This is a genomic window from Bacillus chungangensis, from assembly GCF_030812995.1.
In the GTDB taxonomy this organism is placed as follows: Bacteria; Bacillota; Bacilli; order Bacillales; family Bacillaceae_C; genus Bacillus_CF; species Bacillus_CF chungangensis.
In genome coordinates, this window is sequence record NZ_JAUSTT010000011.1 from 1 (window position 1) to 23,162 (window position 23,162).

12 protein-coding genes are annotated in these 23,162 nt (G+C 40.8%); all 12 read right to left on the bottom strand.

Annotated elements, in window-relative coordinates; genetic code table 11:
• Positions 1-128: 128 nt before the first annotated feature.
• The 12 genes from J2S08_RS10215 to J2S08_RS10270 all read right to left on the bottom strand — a co-directional run bounded on the left by J2S08_RS10215 (position 129) and on the right by J2S08_RS10270 (position 23,117).
• On the bottom strand, positions 129-4,235 hold the full coding sequence (locus J2S08_RS10215; RefSeq protein WP_307229199.1) for a DNRLRE domain-containing protein: 4,107 nt from the start codon (positions 4,233-4,235) through the stop codon (positions 129-131).
• A 41-nt stretch (positions 4,236-4,276) separates the two neighbouring features.
• Entirely contained in the window at positions 4,277-7,120 is a 2,844-nt protein-coding gene (locus J2S08_RS10220; protein WP_307229201.1) for a GLUG motif-containing protein, read from the bottom strand.
• Positions 7,105-7,722 carry a hypothetical protein gene (locus tag J2S08_RS10225; protein ID WP_307229203.1) on the bottom strand — a complete coding sequence of 206 codons (618 nt, stop codon included), beginning with the start codon at positions 7,720-7,722 and terminating at the stop codon, positions 7,105-7,107. Before J2S08_RS10225 ends, J2S08_RS10220 begins: the two co-directional genes overlap by 16 nt.
• Positions 7,723-7,766: 44 nt before the next feature.
• Positions 7,767-8,267 (bottom strand): hypothetical protein, encoded by a 501-nt coding sequence (locus J2S08_RS10230; protein ID WP_307229205.1) that lies wholly within the window; start codon positions 8,265-8,267, stop codon positions 7,767-7,769.
• A gap of 80 nt (positions 8,268-8,347) precedes the next feature.
• Entirely contained in the window at positions 8,348-8,794 is a 447-nt protein-coding gene (locus J2S08_RS10235; protein ID WP_307229207.1) for a hypothetical protein, read from the bottom strand.
• Positions 8,795-8,889: 95 nt separating this feature from the next.
• Positions 8,890-10,026, bottom strand: coding sequence for a hypothetical protein (locus J2S08_RS10240; protein WP_307229209.1), 1,137 nt, complete (start codon positions 10,024-10,026; stop codon positions 8,890-8,892).
• A gap of 70 nt (positions 10,027-10,096) precedes the next feature.
• The gene (locus tag J2S08_RS10245) at positions 10,097-10,813 is read right to left on the bottom strand and encodes a hypothetical protein (RefSeq protein ID WP_307229211.1); all 717 of its coding nucleotides are present in this window, start codon (positions 10,811-10,813) and stop codon (positions 10,097-10,099) included.
• Between the two features lie 27 nt (positions 10,814-10,840).
• Entirely contained in the window at positions 10,841-11,962 is a 1,122-nt protein-coding gene (locus tag J2S08_RS10250; protein ID WP_307229213.1) for a hypothetical protein, read from the bottom strand.
• A 12-nt stretch (positions 11,963-11,974) separates the two neighbouring features.
• Positions 11,975-17,218, bottom strand: a complete 5,244-nt coding sequence (locus J2S08_RS10255; RefSeq protein WP_307229215.1) for a hypothetical protein — start codon at positions 17,216-17,218, stop codon at positions 11,975-11,977.
• Positions 17,219-17,302: 84 nt separating this feature from the next.
• Positions 17,303-19,180 (bottom strand): hypothetical protein, encoded by a 1,878-nt coding sequence (locus tag J2S08_RS10260; protein WP_307229217.1) that lies wholly within the window; start codon positions 19,178-19,180, stop codon positions 17,303-17,305.
• Positions 19,181-19,204: 24 nt separating this feature from the next.
• Entirely contained in the window at positions 19,205-21,331 is a 2,127-nt protein-coding gene (locus tag J2S08_RS10265; RefSeq protein WP_307229219.1) for a hypothetical protein, read from the bottom strand.
• 94 nt (positions 21,332-21,425) lie between these two features.
• Positions 21,426-23,117, bottom strand: coding sequence for a hypothetical protein (locus tag J2S08_RS10270; protein WP_307229221.1), 1,692 nt, complete (start codon positions 23,115-23,117; stop codon positions 21,426-21,428).
• Positions 23,118-23,162 lie beyond the last annotated feature (45 nt).

A 23,162-nucleotide genomic window follows, 5' to 3' on the forward strand; every position in this document is an offset into this window, starting at 1 on the left:
GGCTTACGCCAACCGAAAATTCATCTCCCACTTTCATTGGGCTATGCCCTTCACATTTAGAAGTGGGAGAATTCTTTTCGGAAATCCAGTTAAAATCAGCCTACCCAACAAAACTGGGTAGGCTTGTATTACATCATATAAGCGTAAGGATAAGCAGTAACGACCAATATATGTCCCTCAAGGTCACTTACTCGCTTTATGCACACATCAACAGGTAAATCATACCTGTCGCTTCGTCTGACAGAAAGATAAGAACGTAGGTTACTTTTCTCTTTCTGTCGTAAAATGATCGTCGAAGGTTGATTGTGTTGACTCCATTTCTGGATAGCAATCGTGCTTGGAAGGTCAGATGTTCCTACCTGTCTAACTGTAAGCTGTGTCGTTATACTATCGTGTTCATATATGGCTATTCTACCGACAATTATTGATTCATGATACTGTCTTACAGTGATGTTGGCATCTATTTGGCCACCATCCGTGCTAGAGTCGCCCCATTTCCTGACGGTAATATCCCCAAACAATTCGTTCAACTCGTAAACAGCGATGACACTAGGAAGATCGTCGAAACCGGTCTGTCTAATGTTCAACCTGGCTGGAAGGTTATTCGCATACCATATATCCATACGACCATCTAAATCGTCCTCATCGGTTCTACGAATCGTGATTGTAGAAGATTGGTAGGCTTCGCTCCACACACGTACTGTGAGATTACTTTCTAGCTGACCTCCGTCAGTGAATGGCTCATTCCAACGCCTAACTGACATGTGAGACTCATGGTCATCCAATCCGTTAACGCGAACGCTTAATTCCCCACCTACGTTAGAGAACCAAGAACGCCTTACAGTAATGAAGCTACTGATGCTGTAGTATGACCTTACAAACACATCTGAAGATAAATCATCATCTCCACCTCTTCGTACTATGAGGGAAGAAACTTTATTATCTCCACCAATTCTACGGACAGTGATATGACACGCTAAGTTTTTAGAAACTATGTTGATAGAAGATTCTAGGTCGGATGAGCGCCTAACACTTACTGCAACGTTTGATAAGACATCTCTTTTTCCATCTCTCGGAACTGAGATGCTACTTGCCAAGTTACCTGACAAGACAGTAACAATACCTGGAACATCTTTGTATAGCCGCAGGTTCATGCGCGAAGGTAATAGTGATACATCACCAACAGGGATTTTGATGGTAGAGACTAATGAATCTGTATCACTCTTGCGTACTGTCATCTCACCATCTAGTAAAGACTTTTCCCATACTTCAATAGCAGCCTTTAAGTTAGGGTTCCCGATATTACCAGATGATGATAAGTCATCCCTATAAAGTACGTATACATCTGATGGTTGATCCACATTCCCCCAAACGTTAACCGCAATCGTTCCATCCAACTGCACTTTCTCCATTACCTCTAAACGACAAGGCAATTCAAATCGTCGGGTAATTTCCATTTCAGAGGTTAAATTCAAACGAGGGTCATTACTATCTGACCAACGTCTGACGTCAAGAGAGGATGCTATATCTATTCGATGCTTGACGTAGAGACTACCATTTTTATTGGCTTCAGAAATCGCGAGCGTTGCCGCGATCTGTCCGCCCTCAGTGGCAGGATTCCCCCATCTCCTTATTGAAATATCTGTAGGTAAATTCGAACGATAGAGTACATAAATATCTGAAGGTTTATTTCGCTCATGGATTTTGATGTCAATATCTAAATCATTGGAACCTTTTTGTCTAACAGACACCACACTTGATAGGCTATAAAAGTCTTTCGTCGATACGGTTAATGATGACGCTAATTGCGGCTTATTAATCCAAATCGTTGTATAAAGTTCTTTATGGTTATGCACAAATAGGTTTGCAGGAATGTCGAACGTCCCCTTATTATCCCTAACATACAGCTTCCCTTTTAGGTCACTTTGCCCTCCTGCCTGTACTACTGTTCGACCAAGTAGAGAGGAAGTATCCATTGAATAGATGTGCATGTCATAATAAGTAACTTCTAACTCAGGTCGCCTCTCAATACTTTCCTTCGTCGCGAACCCTTTCGTGATTTCCACACGCTCGTCTACAGCCTGTAGGACAAAACCGAAGTTCGGTTTGCCTTCATGCCAATTCTTAACGAAATGGGAAACATCTATCTCGACAATTCCCGCCTTACCGCCCACCAACTTCGTTGCAATATTGCCATCATAAGATTCGTTAAAGTTAGGTGCAGGTTGTCCAGCCCACGTAATACTCGTCTCTTCCCAATTAGCTGTCGGCTCTAAAATAAAGATATTTAAGTAATCGTTCCCTCTACCATCATAGTAAATTTTAAGGACAGCTTTCCCTATCTCTGTGTTGTCTATCGGTATCCTGCTTAAATCAAAACCTAAGTATGCCCGAAATCTCTCAGGAAATGGTAAATCCGTTCGTCCTACGTACATTTGAGAATCCGTCCCGTAGTTGAGCCTTGGGAAGAACTCTCGAACATAGGCGTCCTTGTTTACAGTAAGTGTCATCGTCGCTTTTTGCCGTTGCATGACACCGTAACTACCGACCATTCGCGTTTCAGGGGTAATACCAATACTAGAAGGTAAATTACTCGTCTCATTGATCGTAAGGGTAGAAGGTAAAAGGTCAAAGTAGAGTGGCTCTACCACATACCGCCCTGACATGTTTGTCTTTAAGTTAATAAAGAAGCTAGAAGGAAGGTCGTAAAACTCTTTGATACCTAGTACGGAACGCATATCAAAGCCAAATATAGGAGACACATCATACTTAGCTGTCATAATCGACCTGATCTCTATGTGTAACATCGATGATAAATCCGCTGTATGAGGAACGATGATGTTTGCAGGGAAGTCATCAATCATAATACCATTCGTCCCGTACTTTGCTGTCATGTTGGATGTAGACGGCACTTTTATGATCGCAAGTAAGTTATTAGTCGATTTTACAGTCACATGTGAAAATAAATCTTCGACTTGTCGTTCATCTATATCATACTTTCCGATCATATAGCTTTTCAAAGCCACCTTGATCCCTGATTGCAAGTCACTAGGTTTCTTTACATGTATACTTCCGTCTAAATCCACTAGCTTCTTGTTATGTGTTTGGTAGGAAGCCCTGAAAAACACTACATCCGGGTAATCAATCACCACTTCTTCGGGAACATAATCTGAAAGAATATGAACCGCTGCTGGTAAGTCCTCTAAATGGAAGTGTTCTATATCATAAGACGCTCTCATCATTATAGAAGGATTTACTTGAGCGCTGCTCCTTAAATCATGTGCATGTTTTACCGCAATAGTAGCTTCCAGATTACTACTTCCTGTGGCTAAAGTGTCATACCTACCTTTTATAAAAGCAATCGAATTGACATCCATACTACTTTCTAAGTCATTGGATGTCGTAATATTAATTTCACTGGATAGGTCGTTACGAGACGTATGCATGATGTCGTACTTAGCGGACATCGTGCCTGAAATACTAATATGAAGACTTGACGCTAAGTCATTCCGCCAAGGCACGATCCCTTTAATAGGCAAGTCGGTAAAATCGTCTTCGATATAAAGGGAAGAATGCTCTACGTTGAAAGCGACTCCATCAAAATCAAGGTGATAGTCGTACAGTCGGACAGTATTGATAAAGCCCCTGAAGCCTTCACCAATTACGAGCTTACTCGTCGGTCTAGAGAAGTTACCTTCCTGTGCTAAAGAAAAGCCTTGCGGTGCTCCGTTTAGAAATCCCCATAACCTGCCACTAGCATGATCATAGGTAACCGTTACATACTGCCACGCATTGGCCGATATCATCCCAAAATGAAAGTCTGCACGTTTGTCACTTGTTCTAATGGAAGCGATCAGTTCAAAATCTTTATTCAAAGAAAGGGAGAAACCTTGTTCGTTCTCCCTTCCGAGCGTTAATATACTTGTTCCACCTATTGGTCTAAACTGCACCTCATACGAGAAGTCAGAATGAGGCCACAAAGAATCCGTATCATCTACCTCTAACCGATTGTTTAATCCGTTAAAATGTAAAGAGTAGGGATCACCCTGAATGTTACTCCCTCTCCAACCTAAATCGGCTTTAAAATCATAGCCGACTAATTTAGCACATCTTCCGTTGTGGGATAGATCGTACCATTTTTCTACGGTAGGGTCGTTGTTCGTGCCATTTGTCTGTCCTTCGTTGGCTAAAGCAGCGTGGAGATGGAAAAGTAAACCTTGTTTCGTATATGCCATCTAATCACGTCCTATCCCATTGTATTGAGATGTAAGCTGCCTTATAACGGGCTAGCTTTTGCTCTCAGGTCAAATGTGCCACCCTCTGTTACATCTACATTTGAACTGAATCTCACGAAGAACTTTCGGGCATCTTTAGCAGGGACAGTGCCAGGGAAGACGATTTCATCCATAGGTACAAATGGGTTATTCGTCAGGCTCAACTCTACCGTAATACCTGGTTTGACACTGGCAAGATCAACCCAAGTCCTCATATTAGTCACTGGGAAATCGGCATTATTCTGTAACCACACAGGGCGAGGGTCTGCTACGCTACCTGCGACCAATGTTCCGTACTCTAAATGCCGCAGCACATTCCCTTGCGCATCCGTGTAGTAGTCTCCAAATTGATTGCGAAATCCTAGTATTGGAGCTGATGTCGGGATACTAAAACGTAACTCGGGATAGCCGTCATTCACTTCCTCGTCCAAAATCCAAACGTTCTCAAAATCCCAAGCGTTATTAACATAAGTACTTTCGTGCTTTAACTCAGCCGTGTATTTAGCGGATCCTCGCCCTCCGCTGGTGGTAGAATTGTGTGACTGCCTATCGAAGTATACTTCTTTCCCTACAACTGCAGAACTGTTGGAAATAGTAAAAATCCCGAAAATACCATTCAAAGATGACATTCCAGTAGTATAGCAAAGCGATATGACATTCTCCATGTCGAGACATAATGAATTAGTTGTGTAGTAAACATAACCAAACACCCCGGCACAGTTGTTTCTTCCTGTCACATCTACCCTTACAAGAACGTCATACAATTTTATGTCACTATTATTCGAAGCTACTTCTCCAACTGCCCCCCCTACATAATCACCTAATCCTTCAGCTTTCCCTTTTACCCTGACACGCCTTAACCAAGTCCCAGTTAAAATCCTTCCAGCAAAACCACCTATATAGTTCGATGAACTAATTACCTCTGCGTCAACAGAACAATCAGTAATCATCACTTGGTACGAGTATCCAATAAATCCGCCTACGTAATTATTACTACCTCTTATCTTCGTCCCATTAAACGATTTAACATGGACATTCGTTATTTCTGATTTACTTCCGTCTATCTTGGAATCACTCCACCCAATAACGGCACCTGAATATGAATTACCCGTTACATCAGCGTCAACGAGATTTAGGTTCTTCAATACACCGCGGAAAATTCGAAACAACCCCTGATAAGAACTTCTAGGTCTATTTTGAAATAACCCCCCTATCGTCATTCCATTACCATCGAATACCCCATAAAATGCTTCTGAGTTAGCCGCCCACCCTACGGCACTACCGAAACCTATACCGACAAACCCTTCACCCGTCCGAGGATAGTCTACCGTAATATCGTTTTCCATTCTAAAGGATGCCCAAGGGAAGTGGCGTACTTGGTTTAGGTCCTCGAAATCGTAGATTAAGAACGGGTCTGCTTCTGTCCCTTTCCCTTTTGCATAACGAATAAATTTCCTATTTTCTGGATACCCTCTATTCAACTTTTTTATCTTCATATAAAAAAAGAGGTCAAAATCCCACCCTGTGTCGGCATAAGTACCTTCTTTCTTGAGGTCATGTGTAGGGAGCCCTTGGGCACTCCCTGCCGATACTTGCATCCCTGTCGTATCAGTATCAAAGAAGTTATCGTTACTACACACACCATAACCTAGGAATCCTCCGAAGCCAGTCCCAGTTTGGGCAATCGAAATGTCTTTAACTTTACCTGTCGCAAGGCACTGGCTAATCTCCCCTTCATTCGATCCGGCATTGCGTCCAACTAACCCACCGACATTGGAACCATTACTGCTTACATCCGCGTGTGAGCAACTTCTATGCAAGTTTTTATTTGCATCCTTGTATCCGACTAAGCCCCCTACATAATATATACGCCCTGTCTCATTTACAGTTCCTGAGGAAACTTGACAATCGTATACATGCCCACTTTGTCTCCCTACTAAAGACCCAACATACCCTCCACCACTACTAGTAATGTTAACGTTCACAAGTCTCACTCGTTGAATGATGCCACCTGTTTGGTATCCAAATAACCCTGTATAAGAGCCACTCTTGTTGATATATAAATTCTTTATCTCAAATCCACGCCCATCGTAGTAGCCTTTAAAGTCGGTAATAGGCGTGAATCCTGCCCCTGTTTGCCACTTTGTCAAGACGATGTCCGCATCTTGGATGTAGTACGCACCTAGGTTATTCCTGACTTTGTTCAGGTCATCTTCATTAGAGACGATGTACGGATCTCTTTGTGTTCCACCACCACCAGAAAAGTGGTTCACATAGATCAAAGTTTTGCCGTCTTCCTTCACATAGTAAGGTCTTTCACCGCCACTATCTGCTTTCGTTGGGATGAATAATAATTGAGGGATTCCCTCGTCGTCAGGATCAGTTACAATATATACTTGAGAGTAGTCGTCATAAGGTAGTTCAATAACGCCGCTAATGTCAGAAGCGCCATCTACCCAAGTAAATTCCCTCGGATAGTTGACACTGTTTTCCGCAAACCGTTCAGACAGTTGTCTGACGCGGTCACGCCCTCTAATTGACAGCCCATCCATGTTGTCCGTATCTAATACGATACGCCCTTCTAGGTGCACTTCTGAGAACATCTCTCTAATAAATAGTAGGTCCTCTTCTGCTAAAGCGTCTTCAATATCGACCCAATTTCCGTTCCACTTGATTTCGACAGGTACATTGAAAACATTGATTTCTACCTTACCTTCGTCATTTAGTTTCATTCGATAGTTACGGACAACTTCTGTCCCTTTGACTACACTACCATCAACGTTGTACGAAACACCATTTAGTAAATGAAGTAATGCTTCTCTCGTTATTTTTACCGAATGATCCAATTCAACTCACCTCCGATATTCGGTTCTAGTGGAGCTTGAGCTTTAAATACTGTCTGTCCGTTACTCCTAATCATTAACTGACCGTCCAACTTTTCGTCAGCCACTAGCCTCATTGATAGCATCATAGGTTGATTCAATGGAATCTTTATGATCGGCTTAAAATGAAAGTGAATGCCGTCGTGTTGGAGATTTACTTTATAGCCAATGTTATATTGAACGATGGTACTAGACATTCCACCTCTAGTCTCGTATCCTGATACCAACCCAGCAGCGTGAGCATCTTTATACGTAATCAGGTCATTATCTTTCACGTTGAATTTGAAACTACCATTCAAAGGAAGCTCTTTCCCATCGTGAAGATAAGAAATGAATAATCGGCGACCTGCAACGTTCAGCACACCATCTCTTTCGAAGTAGATGTTAACCCCATGTCCGATCAAGCCAAATCGGAATACTTGGTTTCTCTTAATTTCGTAAAAACTATTTTCCTGCTTCGTCTCAAAATCAAACTCTGAGAGGTAAGTACCGTCAGGGTACTCAGCAACCCAGATGAAATCTTGTGCGACAGGAGAGTGAACTTTTCCACGAATGAATTCGCCCATGTTACTTCCCCCTCATTGTATGGAGTTGTGAATATCTAGAATCATCAAACATATTGGTAAGCTACCCGAGTGAGAAAGGCTACGTTACCTGCTGTCGCATTACCAGGAACATCCGCCCGTAACATTAACTCTGCAAAGTTGCCTTGTGATTTTGATTTACTACCGTCATTTTTAACCCCTAAGATCTCTTGTGCAGACGGTGAGAATGAACCTGCTCCATTTACTGTCGTTCCGTTCGCTTCGATTGGGTGTGTAGTGTTCCCACCAATATTAGTGCGTCCTGTTTCAGAACCACCTTGTTTACTTACTACCAATACTTGAATCCAAGTATTCGTAACAAGTTCTCCTGTATTCTGTCCAGCGCTATCCTTTGTCGTAATCGTACAGTTTGTCATTGTAGATAAATCGGTAGTACCGGCAAAGTTATTCCAGATCAATACGCCAAAATCTTCGGATGGCGTACCTGCATCAATCGTTCCAATATTCCAAGAAGGAACTGCTCCTGAGTTATCGTTTTTTCTCCAGTTGACTTGTGGTGCTGCCATAGTCAATCTACCTCCTGTATAAAGTGTTTGGTTGCACACTCTAGTAATCGTTTTAGTCTGCGATAAAGTTGCGTGGACTTCTATGTTTCTTCAATTTCCAGCTTAACTACTAACTCAACAGTTATGTCTTTCACATTTGCGCCAACCTCTTTAATATTGAGCCGAAAATGGTCATCTTCATGAACCTTTACGTACTTTGCCTTAATGGCGTAAGGATGTAAAGAAGTTCTATTAGATTTATGGTTACCGTCCACAATTAACTTATTGGTAAAAATACTCTCCCATACAGGGTTTGAGTCGTAATCGGTTTGACTACATTTTTCAATATCTACAACCGTTCTTGTCGCTCCTGTCGTACCACATGTAACATAAGCATCGAAAATTGTGCCTCTATATGGGAAACGTAATTCTGTTCGTACGACTCCGACTTGGACAATAGAAGGGACAATAAAAATCATTATTTTATCGTCCACATGATGGATTCTTCTATTGTTGAGGTGTGCTCTATTATACGATAGATAATCCATTTACTATTCCCCCTCATTCAACTACACCTATTATAAGAATGAACCTAACGAAATTAACGTTGACATAAAAAGCCCTCCTAATCGGAGGGGCATTTTTATTGTACTTTTCGGTATTGGACGAACAGCACATCAGGAACATCATCAATCACTTCTAAAACGTCAGGGGCAAAATTAAATCCAATGATGTTACCGTCATTATCTTTAATGTACTCATAGTTAATTCCAGGTGCTTGTATTTGACCATTTAGCGCTAACATGACAGACTTAGGTTTTGCTTTTCCGTTCTGCAATAGGTATTGACTTTCACCACCTACAGATTCGAATACTTCCTCTTCGTATTCATTATCTAACTCAGTAAGTTTACTGTCAAAATGTCTATAAAATTCAGTTAATTTATTAGCCAACTCAGTGAGAACTTCTTGTACTGTTGTGCCAACATAGTTCCCGTTAGAGTCGACCTCAACCCCAACCAAATTAGCGCCTTTCTGTTCAGTTTGCGAAGCAAAGTTATCTAAAAGGTCCTGGTCAGCTTGAGTACGGGCGTTTATTTCGTCAGCAATTTGTTCAACTAAACTAGTAGCAAGATTAGCGTTACCATCATTATCAAGCGTACCTGTATTACCGTAGATGTCCTTCATTAGCTGGATGAGGTTCATATATGCATTCGCATCCGTAGCTCCCTCTACAAAACCTGCGCCACCTTTAATAATAGAGTCGACAGGAATTACCGACATGTTCGTACGTAAAATATAGCGGAAATCCATATTTGGCGCGTCATCTGCAAATGTATAGCGTGTCTCTACACCATCTTCAATAGAAAAGAAGTGCAGTTTGAAGGCATCAGGAGTCACTCCACCGTCAGGAGACGCTTCGAACTCAATACGTCCATACACTCTGTCTCCATCTGAATCAATGAATGGGAAGTCCTCTGTCCCACTTACACGTATGTCAACCCGTTCCCCTGTTACAACTCCCTCCGTTTCCGCAGTGGCAACCTTTTTCCCTACTAACACTTCAGTAATATCTAATTGATTTAGTCCTGCGATGACTTTATTATTCACTTGGGAAAATACATCTATCTTTGTATTTTCAAGAATTTCCCTATGTGCACTAAAATCAATGTCAATAAACTTCTCATTGATCTTGTGCTCAGCGTCAAAGTGCCTATCTCGCATGATCTGATTATTTAACTGCCTTCCTCGTAACATCGCAATTCCTCTTGTACCTGCCATTTTTTACTACCTCCTTGATGAAATAAGTGCAATGGACTTATTGGCCCATTGCACTATTCATTATAGGTTTTTACATATCTCCACGAACCGCAGTCTGTAAGAGTCTTCTCGTTACAGGATCATAAGAATACTCTTTCGTTACTTGATGAGAGAGGTTACCTTCTTCTCCCGTATAATAAACCGTTTCCGTTTTCATTTCCCCACGTAAGGTAGGTTTCTCATCCTCATAGTAAGTAAACTCTCTGACGATGATGTAATCACCTGTGATCACCTCACGGATGATCTGCCCTCTCACGTTATATTCATATTTAATATCTACGTTCGCATTCCCACCATGCACCACTTCTAGCTGCCGTTGAATTTCATCCAATCTCGCATCAAGCGACTTGTATGGTTTATCTGTCTCTCTAAACTTCCGAGCGTCAACAATCTCTTTCTGTAACTCATAGAACTGAGTCCCACTGATTGTCGATTGCCCTCTACTACAGTATTGATTCTTCCAGACCTTAATGAAGATTTCCTCCCCTTCTTGGAGTTCATAGGGGTTTCCTTCTTCATCCTTACCTAAGTCTAGTTGAATATGATAGTCATCAATCTCTGCATATCCACCACCTGCACTTAACCTCTGACCATTAAGATAAACGTCTAGTGAACCTTTATCAGGTTCATACACATAGCCTACAGGAACAATGGTGTCTATGCTCCCGTATTTATCCAGAAACTCTTGATCGATGACGTATTCAGTCTCGTCCCAATCCATCGTAACAGGACTATACCGATGCAACATCATTTTAGTGCCCATTCGTACACCTCCCTAGTCATTGGTTAGATCTAAGTAAAAATGGGTAGGACGCATAAACAATTTCCTGTTATCTAGATCATTAGCAACCATCTTGACAACACGTACCCAAAAATCCTTTGACTCTCCTGGATGGAGCGTACCTATTTTGATAGACTTGTCAGTAAAAGTAGCGGGAACACCTTCATGATCATTTGCAAGACTACACCACTCCCAGCCAAATTCTTCATTGTACATTGCGATTTTAATTCCAATGTTCTCGGCAACATTTCCTGTCGTCGCATTAACGGCAGTCATTTTTTGGGATATACCATCTTGCTTTAATGCCCCTAAATGTGTCGGTGTCACTTCACTTAGTTCTTTCCCATTCCAAACCACTGTCAGGTCAGTTCCCCGCATAAACAGGTCTCCACCATACATATCGGTCATCTCTTTTTGCTCATCTATGAGTACGTATGATCCATCGTCATGACGGTCATATAACTCTAGCTTTCCTTTAAACGGAATACTTGGCAACTCTACATCTATTCCCGAATAACCAGCGGGAACAATCTGTTCACTAACTACCTTTCCGTCTTCACTAAGTAACCTTATCTTGTAGTGGCTGTTAACATTCCCAACACTAATGGATGACCCTCTACAGAGGATCACTCTTTCTACATCAATGGGTACATACCCATCTCTATTTACACCCTTTAGAACGATCCCTGCCATAACAGGGTCTATACAAATAGTGGAATCAAATAACTCCCAGGCAAAGTTACGTTTAGCAAAGAATGTCCACAGGTTCTGTTTCTTTACCGCTCTCCATAAACTGTAATCACTATTGTTAGTACTGTCCTCACTCTCTAAAAACTCTACTTTTTCCAAGGCGTTCTTCCATATGACAATACCACCCTCGTCACCTAAGCGAGTAGGTGTATAGTTCGCCTGTACCTGTAATAGCAGTTCCTCCTCGTCCTGAGGTAATAGAAACAAGGCATTCGTACTACTGTCTGTAGGGTTATGGCTAAGGGATAATGTCTTTTCCTCTTCATTTATATAATAGGAGTCAGAAGGCGACACGACCCAACGTGAGTCGAGCGTGTCAAATCTATCATCAAAGATAAGTCCACTCTGTACCCTATGAATACTCACATCTGTTTCCTCCTATCTAGTTTTCTTAGGATTCCACCCATTCCAGGCAGGGTACGGTTTACCCATAATCAACCAAATCTTTTTCTTACCTGGTGGTGTTGGATCGTCTGGTTCTTCCCAAGGTGGTGTAGGTGGAAGTTGTCCGACGCCGGTATCATCAGCACTCATATTTCCTGTAAAGCCTTTCTTACGCTCGCCTACATCCTCGAAACCAATAGAGATGTTATGCTCCCTGTCGCGAAGTCCATCGTCTTGTTCATCAACAACGATCTCGAAGATGCTGATTCTATCCCCACCATCGTCTTCATCTATTTTAATCACATTACTTGTAACATTTGTCGTAGTTTCGTCTTCCTCTATCGTCATGTATCCTGAACCAATGTTAGCTGACTCTTCTTCATCTATATTCATGTAACGAGTGTTTATCTTTTCAGGTAATGATTCCTCTATTATTTCTAGTTGTCTAGTACCATCCTTTATAGACTGTTCGTCTTCAACTATCTCTATGATAGTTGCACTTTTCGGACTTCCTTTATCCTCATCGAAAATATCTACTTGTCGATTAGAGGTCTTATCTACCTGTTCTTCCTCGATCAATCCTAGGATGCGGGTTCTTCCTCTACCAAATGGTTCGAACACTTCTAATACGATATCTTGGAATGTATTTGACGGTTCCGCATTGTCAATGTCTTCCAGAACTACTTCCGTTTCGCTGCTTGTGTTAACAAAGTCTTGTTCATCTATTTCTACATCAACTTCGTTATCAGAAGTTGCTACCGCTTGCCAATCAATTTCTACGTCTTTTTTATTACCGGAGTTAGCGAAGTCAAAGCCCTCAATTTTTATATCCGTAGTAAAATGACTATCAGCGAAGTCAGGAATCTCAATCATAAGGTCGGTAGTAGACTCACTATCAACCAAATCTTGGCTTTCTATTACTACTTCTATTTCTGGACTGATTGTCACCAAATCCATACCCTCTATGGCTACTTCAAGATTTGAATTAGTTTTAGCTTGGTCAATACCTTCTAACATAACATCAGTAACAGAATCTTTGTCACCCAAGTCAATGCCTTCAATCACAGTTTCTATCTCGTTTCCTGCCTCTGCTAAGTTAGGGACGAAGATCACTATGTCTGAAGTAGATTCTTCCTCAGCTAGGTTTGTATCCTCTAGCACAACATTAGTAGTGGAGTCAGTATTGGCTAAAACGCTATCCTCTACTACAACATCAGTGGTAAAGCTACTTTCAACTAAGTCGATATCTTCTACCGCAATATCAGTAATGCTATCTGTATCAGCAACATGAGGGACTTCTATTGCAACATCAGCAGTGGAGCCACTATCTGCTAACACTTTATCCTCTAACACAACATCGGTAGTATAGCTACTGTCAACCAAGTCGACATCTCCTTCTATCGCTACATCAGTTGTACTATCTGAATCAGCAATATGAGGGACTTCTATTGCAATATCAGCAGTGGAGCCACTATCTGCTAACACTTTATCCTCAAGCACAACATCGGTGGTGGTAAAGCTACTTTCAAATAAATCGCTAGATTCTAACGTTACATCAGTAATGGAGTCACTGTCTGCTAAAACGCCATCCTCTACCACAACATCGGTAGTATAGCTACTGTCAACTAAGTCGACATCTTCTATCGCTACATCAGTTGTACTATCTGAATCAGCAACATGAGGGACTTCTATTGCAATATCAGTAGTGGAGCCACTATCTGCTAACACTTTATCCTCCAGCACAACATCGGTGGTAAAGCTACTTTCAAATAAATCGCTAGATTCTAACGTTACATCAGTAATGCTATCTGTATCAGCAACATGAGGGACCTCTATTACAATATCAGTAGTAGAGTCACTATCTGCTAAAACTTTATCTTCCAGCACAACATCCGTAGTAAAGTTACTATCAACTAAATCAGAATTTTCTACCGATACATCAGTAGTACTATCTCTATCCGCAACGTGAGGGACTTCTATTGCAACATCAGTAGTGGAGTCATTATTAGCAAAGTCGCTGTCCTCAACATGCACGTCCATCTCATTGCCTGTTACTACAAAGTAAGGTACTTCCAATACAGTATCTTGTATAGATATTTGCTCGGCAGTTTTGTCTGCATGTACGTCAGCGTTGACAACATGTTGTCCTTTGTCAGCCATTGTACTAGATGCAATTTCTACATCTTGGTCCTTATGACTATTTGTAACTTCTGTGTCTTCCAACATAACATCAATATCGATACCCCATTCACCAAACTGTGATACATCTAAAGCTACATCCATATTGCTATCAGTACTGCCTATTTTAAGGCGTTTGATTTCAACATCCGTTTCACCATCAATTTCTACCAGTTCGTACTTATCCAATAAAGTATCGGTTTCGTTACTATTTGTAGATGAAGGGGAGGTTGTTATCATTGATATATCAATGGAACTTCCATTCTCTCCAAAATCTGAACCATTGAAGAAGACATCATAGAACGTATTCCTGTTATCAGCTTCGTTATGTTCTTCCATCAATACGTCCTTTTCACCACTTATTTCAGTGACATTTTGACTCTCTAAAGTGATGTCTGTTTCCATTGAGTAATCAGCAGAATCTACCACTCCTAACTCCATGTCAATCTGCCTATCAATCGTGGTCTTATCAGTAGACTCTATCTCCACGTGTTTGTCATCGTTACCTAATACAGCATCGTCAGTAGTTTCTACCGATACGTCTTCTGAATATCCTGCTACCTCAAAGTCAATACTCCATTCGATGACAGCATCGTTTTCTTTATTTAAGTCCATTCCATGTTCAGAAATTTCCAAAAGCGTCTCATAGTCGGTATCTCCGATGATAGCCAAGGATGCACGCTCAAATCCGACATCGTACAAAGTATTCTCCAAATTAGCTTTTCCTTGGTTATCGAAATAAATATTGATCACTTCGTCAAGCTTATGAGAGGTATTAAGTTGTTGTAAGTACGTGTCAATATCATGTATTTCTTTTCTACCGTCTTTCATACCGTCATTCATTGCATCATAAGTAAATGCTTCTAGAACGGCTTTCGTGTAGTTATTTACATCCACTTCGTCATCGTTTTCGATGACATCTACGGATTCTTCTCCTGAAAAAACGACATCGAGGATATTTTCCTCTTTGAATCCGGTAGTATCTAAAACTAAGCTCGTATCTACATGATCAATAAGCCTTACTGCGTCTTCTGTATAATCGTCCACTACTTCGTTATTTTGACTAATGAAGTTGCCTTGATTACCTATATTCACGTCTGTTTCTATTGTAAAGGTCTTCTGTTCACCTGTACTTCCACCATTCATCTCGACATCAGTAGTGGATAGGAGAGTGGTTAAAAGTTGAGGAGAGAAATGTAGTTCTAAATCTTCCTCTTGTTCTACATCATCCACAAATTTAGTAAGTTCAACATGATAGGTAGCATCTTTGAATGTACTTGATAGATGTTCGTGGAGCATTACCTCTTTTTCATCGTTATCGTTATGTTCTACGATGGTAGACCAACTAATCTCACTTTCAGCGAATGGCGAGCTTTCACTATCCAAAATATCGCCAATATTCCCATAGATAGGTTGGTCAACTGCACTTAACATTTCCTGTACGTCCCCATATTTAAATAATTTGTTAGAATAGTGGAGTTCGTTTATTTCAGCGTTCACTTTCCTAGTTAGTGTAGTATCTGCTGCTAGATTTTCCATGAAAAAGTCGGAAATCGTGATACCAGCTGCTGGCGAATCATCCACTGTTGCTTCAAGGCGTGAATAAACATTCGGATTAGGGACTTCTAATATTACTCCTAGGTCAACACCTTCGCCTAAGAATTCTAAATTGACAACATCCGAATAGACAATGTATGATCCTGTCGTTGTATCGAAACCTTCTAATAAACCATCTTTATAAGTTGTGGAAGATATGTTTTCCATTAGATGAGAATTATTATCGTACACAGTTAATCCACTTAAGTAGTCTATATCACCTTGTACGATTGATGTTGTAGTTGAACTCTCCAAGCCATCAAATTCTGCATAAGATGTAAGGTGTTGTTGAGATTGTGCATCTACCTCAGCATCGTATCTTGCCTCTGTATCACTGTTCCCTAATTGAGTCAATTCTCCTTCTGGGAATAGTTTAACTGCAGATTCAGCTAAAGTGTTCTCTACATATGAAATGCGTTCGTTCGATTCCCCAACATACTTTCGACCTGCTTCAGCATTGACAGACCCAGCATCTATCTGACTCTTATACGCTGCCGTTAAGTCATTCCCTTGAATGCGGCTGTAGAGCAGTGTCTCAGGTACGTCCACAAAAGTTACAGGTCTATTACCAGTCATTGTTATATCTACATTCTCGATCTCATCTAAGTAACCAAAACCGACCGACGTAAAGGCTTCGCTCTTAGATGTATCAGCATCAAGGTTAATAACTTCTACTTTCTTACCATTAGTGATATGACCGTTAAATGTTGCTATCAGGGCTTTTAAAAAGGTTGCCTTCGCCATGTCAAGTGTTTTCTCACCGTACATGATAGTCATTAACCTTTCCATTGAATCAGGTTCACTTATACCTTTAAATACTTTTTCTGCTAATTCAGTTGCTTGGTTGTAACCAAATTCCGGTATCAGTTTAAGTGTTTCATGCAACATATCTTGATTGATTCCGTAGTGACTAAGTATGTCAGAAACATCTAATGAGTCCTTGCCACCTAGATTAAACGCTAATGATTGATCTAACCCAATTATTTCTTTACCGTTTTCGAATACTTTAGCATCATCTAACAGGTTTAATTTATTAGTAGTAGTGATCACTTTAGCATTCATATTTTTTAATATTTCACCTAATTCGTCATAAAAGCCAACAATACTTCCCAACTCACTATGTTCAGTGTCTCCTTGCTCTATTAACTTCGCATTCGTAAGAACTTTGTTTAAATTTGACAGGTAAATAAAACTCCCTTTCACCAAATCAAGGGGAGCGTCACCTTCAAACACGGTACTTAAATCAGTAGGTGTCGTTTGCAACACACCTGTGGCATGTTTCACTTTCGTACCCTCACGAACGTCTCGCATGATAAGCGCTCTATACCTATTCCAAGGGTCAAAGGACATTGGAAATTTATCTAAATGCTTTACCTTCTCATGCTGATTGAACATGAGTACATAACCCTTTTTAGAATAAAAAAGGGCAGTGAAACTGAGAAGGTACTTTTTACCATTACTCATTATCCACCACCCAACCTTTCTACAAATAGTGAAACCTTGTACCCTAGTAGTCGGGACAAGGCACTATTTTGTTGCATTTTATTTTTATAGATTCTCTTTCAGGAATCCTAAGCCGATCGGAGCATAAGGGGTCATGTTCGCTAAACGGTATGGAGTTCTAGGTGTGTCAGCTAACGTATAGCGATACGTTTGTGCATAGTTATAGTCTAAAAGCACTTCCACACCAAACCCAGGAACGTCCCCTAAAGTTAATTTTTTATCACTATCTACAGTGAATTGACCTGCACCAGGTTGTGCATCTTCAACAAAGTCGTCCTTCGTGAGTGTCTCACATCCTGTAGGCGTCACTAAACGAATCTCGAAGTCGTCATCAATTAGAGGTGAGTGGAATAGATGGAAGGAGTTACGCTCCCCGTCTCCTGTACCTACATGCTCATTGATTGAATTTTCCTTCACCTCTAATTCATCAAGCTGAGCGATATTTTTAGGATGGATCGCGTAAACTTCATCTAACCGTCCTACATAACCGTCAGCAGGGTGAACAATATACATAGGAGAGATATGATATTTACCTGAGTATACCGATGGATTGAATCTGGATTCATGAGACGGATCTACATCAGCATCATGTGTAATGAACGCTAGGTAGTGTTTTTGGTACATCGCTCCACCGACAGTACGTTGAATCATAACGGAACTATTTCCATTAGATGTATTTACCCCATAATCAAGCACATTTCGTCCGAGCTTCAAACCTGCTTCATAGTCGATTTCATCCTCTTGGCGAGAACCTCCAATTAGTACGTTGTTCATTCGAGGTGTTTTACCAATAGTAGAAAGACGACCTATATACAAAGGAGCAAAGAACGTGCTTTCAGGATCTGGCGCAGGGTCTAGTCGGAAATATGACACAATTCTGTCTTTTGTAATGTTACCCCAATAATAAACTTGTGAGTCACGTCCCCAACCTAATCCAATTTCATCCTGAGGGATATACGAAACAGCAGTTGGAATAGAAGGGTAAATGTAACGTACAGCATCATAAGCTGCCCCCATCAGTTCCTTTGGATTACTAGGATCAAACGGCGGTACGTCAATATCTCCATAACTTCCATTTGCATCCTTTACATACTCAATTTCATAGTCTGCGAAGAGGATTAATGGCTCTGTACCTTCCTGAAACGTAACAGTCCCTGCATCATGATCAACAGTATATTCAGATGGGTCCACAGGGACAGTCCCATCAATAGAGTCATAAAAACGATACGAATTTTCGCGGATACGTTGATTTCCAGGCTGAATGCGAAATTTGAAAACAGCTCCAGGGAGATCATCCAATTCTGCCAATTGTGGCGTTTCACTTCTAAGCACTAGACGTGTTGGAATAAACCCTTCAAAAGTAAAGTACCATAATCGTTTGACAAGGTCAGGTGCATTGTCAGTCAACGCATAAGTGGCTCTGATTTCACCTTCCTGTTCATCGTTAAAAGTGATGGTTCCTTTTTCACCATCTACGACATAAGGAGTATCAACAGGATGAATCAAACTACCATCCTCACGATAGAGTAAAATACTCGAAGGAACTACAGGATATACCATAAATTGGAATACCTTCCCTTTACCAGGTGCTTTTGTAATGTCCTTCATTAAACCGAGGAATGTTTCTTTTGAGATGATCGGCTCTTCACCGTAATCTCGAATTTTCCCACCATACCCTACAGTGTAACCAAAGTATCGAGTTTGATTATCGCTACCTTTTGACTGCATCAAATAAGTTTCTGCAAATGTCTTTCGATATGGATCTTTTGTATTTGTCGCTTTATCAATGACAAGAGGTGCTACAGATCGATACTTACCTAAGGTCTGCCACCCACCCTCATTGTACAACTTCTCTAACTGTTCGGGCAGAAGTTGAATGGACAAATCAACATCGAAGAATCCATCTTTATTTATGTTTTCCATTATTGATTTCACCTCTTAGCATTTTTAGATCACTGTGACTGCCTCAGCAATCACTCCGCTAGACTCATTATCTGCCATATCGACAGTCGTTAATTTGATTTTAGGTGTAAAGCCTATGGTTAACCCTGTAATTCTATAGAAGTTTGTTCGGGTAATCCCTTTGGCATACAGTTCATCATCAACGTACAAATTAACATGCTTTAAGTCTTCGTCGTCTGGTAGTTCCCATTCAACATCAATCGTTTGTGTAAACGGACAGACTACTTTAGTGATGGTTACATCTCCAGGCGGTGTCGTATCGTTCTCCGGATCGTAAGGTTCCTTATTAGGGTCAAAATCATCCGAGTAGATTCCTAATCCTATAGGTCTAAAGGTTGTAGCAGGTTTCTTTGTTAATGGAGAAACTGCTCCAAGACTTTGATACTTGTACATTTCGTAAACAGGTGTTGGACAATCTTGTTTTCTTACGCGCAGGTTAGAAGTGTTCAGACTTTGTGCATTGAATCCAATAGACTTATCTAAATATCCTCTTACCCCTTCCTCCGGATGGATGACAAAAATACGTGAAGAGTGTACTTTGTTCGAATATCTTGAACTATTAAATTGGTATTTATAGTTTTTCGTGTTCTCCATGCTTTCATAAGCCCTAGGGTATTTCTTCCCTTCCTCAGTCATCCGCACTGGAGGCAGTTGGTTAGGAGGTGCTCCCCAAGATAGATAATGCGCTTGGTATCGTGCACCAAATCGGGAGCGAGACACCATCACAGAGTCTACTCCGTTCGACGCATGATGAGGGTATAATTTAAGAAGCGGAAAGATTGTCTCCCCTACAGTAGCACCAGGATCATCAAAATCAAACAATGAAACAACCTTTTCATTATTTACTTCCCTATTGTTCGTAGAAAGTCTAGCAATAGTCGTACCTCTTGAATTACTACTAGATGCCTCTGTCCCTTGTTGCTCACGCTCTACAGTGATTAAATTACCTTCTTTTTCTACTAATTTCACTATCTCGTTCCCACCAATGGTTAACAAAGCAGGTGGTGCAGGAAGATTATCGCCATCAGCAACTAGAAAAGTAGTTGTACCAGCATAAATTTTACTAGCATTATACGTGGATTCCCACCTCGTTGTATCCTTCCGTTTTGAAGGTGGTATCGTTCCTGCAAACAATGCGTATCCGTTGTCACTCTTGCCATCCATCGACTTCACTTTACCAAAATAAAGCGGAATGGTAGGAATTAAGTTGTTCTCCCAAGCAGGAGCATTATCGGCTTGTAGAACGAGGAAGAAACTGGTACTGTCTACGTGCCCTTTGATGTTTACTTCTGAGTCTGACCACCAGTTCGTATGCCAAATTGGATGGTCTTTATGTTCCAAGAACTCTGCTCTTAATGTCGTCTTTACAATCGGTGACTGCATTGCCCTCGGTTCAGTATGCGTAATATTCACTTCTTTGTATTCTTCTGACCACTTTGTTCCTAGTACTTCTACATCTAATACAGATCGTAGCATATGAAATGGCGAAGCACTTAAAATCTTGCCATCGAACTCCATGTCAGGATTATCAGTCTCGAAGATTTCATAGTGGTGGCGATAATAATAGTAATAGTAGCCATACCAATATCTGTACCAATCTTCTCTGTCTCGGTCCCTTTCTAGTTGAAAAGATGTACCACTCATTCCTGGCATTGTCGTAATGGATACGACTCCACCTTCAGGTGCTAAGGCTTCGTTAGGCAGCTTCTCTAACATATAGAAATAGACGTGCGTCTTTGTTCTAGTAGAAGCGAAACGTTGTTTAATCCATTCATCCCATGTCGGCGACATTTGATAGTTTTCATCATTAGGGTCCTGGTCATCGTAAGGTCTGCGTATAATGTCGTTTTTTCGGTAGTATAGTGGGAACTGTCCTACCTCGGCAATCCCTAGCAACTGTCCATCAGCATTTCGATAGATCGTATGTTTTGCCACAGCGTAATTCACTCGATCAGTTAGTTTGTAATATGCTCTCGTATCTACTGCAGCTTTATAGAATTTTCGCGCATAAGTCCAACCATTATCTATTAACATGTTTCCAAAAACATCATGGAAGTTATCTTCCTCAAAGACGATTGGATAATCTTTAGGGGTCGAATCAATATACGGCATTCAATCACCTTCTTCTCTTATTTTTTACTTACACTAGCGGTTTAACAACTACACTTATTATAAGCAGCGATCATTTAGATATAACGTTCTCACGTCATTGTAATGTGAGTTTTACCACTTTCGATTTTTTCCCTGTTTTGCTGACCGCAACAACTTCAATTTCGGTCGGTGTTTCTTTTAACCCTTCTAAACAATAAGCAGATACTTCCCTAACACCGAAAACAAATACCTCGCCATTGAGATAAATAGTAACACTATCAAAATTTTCATCATGAGGATTTTCCCACGTAAGGTTAAACTTATTATCTGATAACTTTGTATAGCTTAAATTTGTGACTGACGCCGGTTCAGTGTCATTCACTGAAGCAGGATTCGTTACTGCTGCAGGGTTCAATTCTTCCTTATATATGCCTAACCCCATTGGATTAAAATGAGTGGATGGCCGCTTTGTTAGCGGGGATACACTACTGACAGGAACACATTGGTATACATCAAAAACCTTCTCTGGGCAGTCTTCCTTACGAATTCTTAACTCACTAGCATTTAAGTTAGCTGAATTTAGCCCTACGGATCGCTTAAGGTATCCCCTATTTCCTTCCTCAGGGTGCAAAAGATAAATTCGCGATGTTTGAACCTTTCCCGAATACCTAGATGGGTTGAATTGGTATTTCTTTATCCCTTCCCATGAACGAGGATACTGTTTGTCTCCATCACCTATCGCTTGGTCATCACTTTTTCGTGCAGGAGGCATTTCTTGTGAAACGGTATTAAAAGACAAGAAGTAATTCTGATAACGAGCACCTAGCTTCGTTCTATTTACCATCACTGAGTCAATTCCATTTGATGGGTAAGCAGGATACTTCTTTAAGATTGGCATTAACTTTCGGCCGCCCTTAGTTGTAATATCACTATAATCAAACGTAGCCACTTTATCAGATGTTTCTCCATTAGGGACGGTACCTGCAAATAATACGATAGCAGGGTCACCTTCATCGAGTGGTACAATGTCACCAAAGTAAAGAGGTACAATCGGTATCGTATTGTTTTCCCACATTGGAGTATTGTCTGTTTGGATCGTAATAAAAATGTTGTTACTGTCAATATGGCCTTTGATAGACACTTCGGAGTCAGCCCACCAATTCGTGTCCATGTAAGGGTAGTCGACATTTTCTAAGAACTTAGCTCGCAAAGAACTTTCCACAATTGGTGACTGCATCACCGTAATATTTGCTACCTTCACAAAGGCTGATGCCGCTGTCGTATCTTTAAAGTCGATAACTGTAACTTCTACATCTAACGCCATCCGTAATCTTTCATCTTCCTTAGATTCATCGGACCATGGAGTCAATATAACTGAACCGTCCTTCATGTTAGGTAGTTTATCTAACATATAGAAGTAAAGCGAGGTATTCGTTTTACGTTTTTCGAATTCTTTTTCGAGATAGTCAAGTAGCGCTTCTTTTTTAGTTTCGTCTGATGTAAACCAGTTATAGAAAGGAAAACCGTTACTATGGTCGGTAAAGTCAGACCATTCTGCGACAACTGCCACTCCCAACAAATCGCCACGAGCATTACGTAAAATTTGATGCTTGGCGACGACAAAATCGTCGTCGTGTCGTGCTGTTTCATCATGCTCAGTAACGAAATGAGTAGATGTGACGGCTTTTTTAAATTCTCGTGCTAATGTCCAACCATTCTTAATCAAGATATCCTTAAATCCACCCTGCAAATCGCCTTCACGAATCTTGTAAGGGGAAAGAGCAGGAGTACTGTCGATATAAGGCATTCACAACACCTCTCTTCTCATTTTTCATGATAACGAAGGACGGGG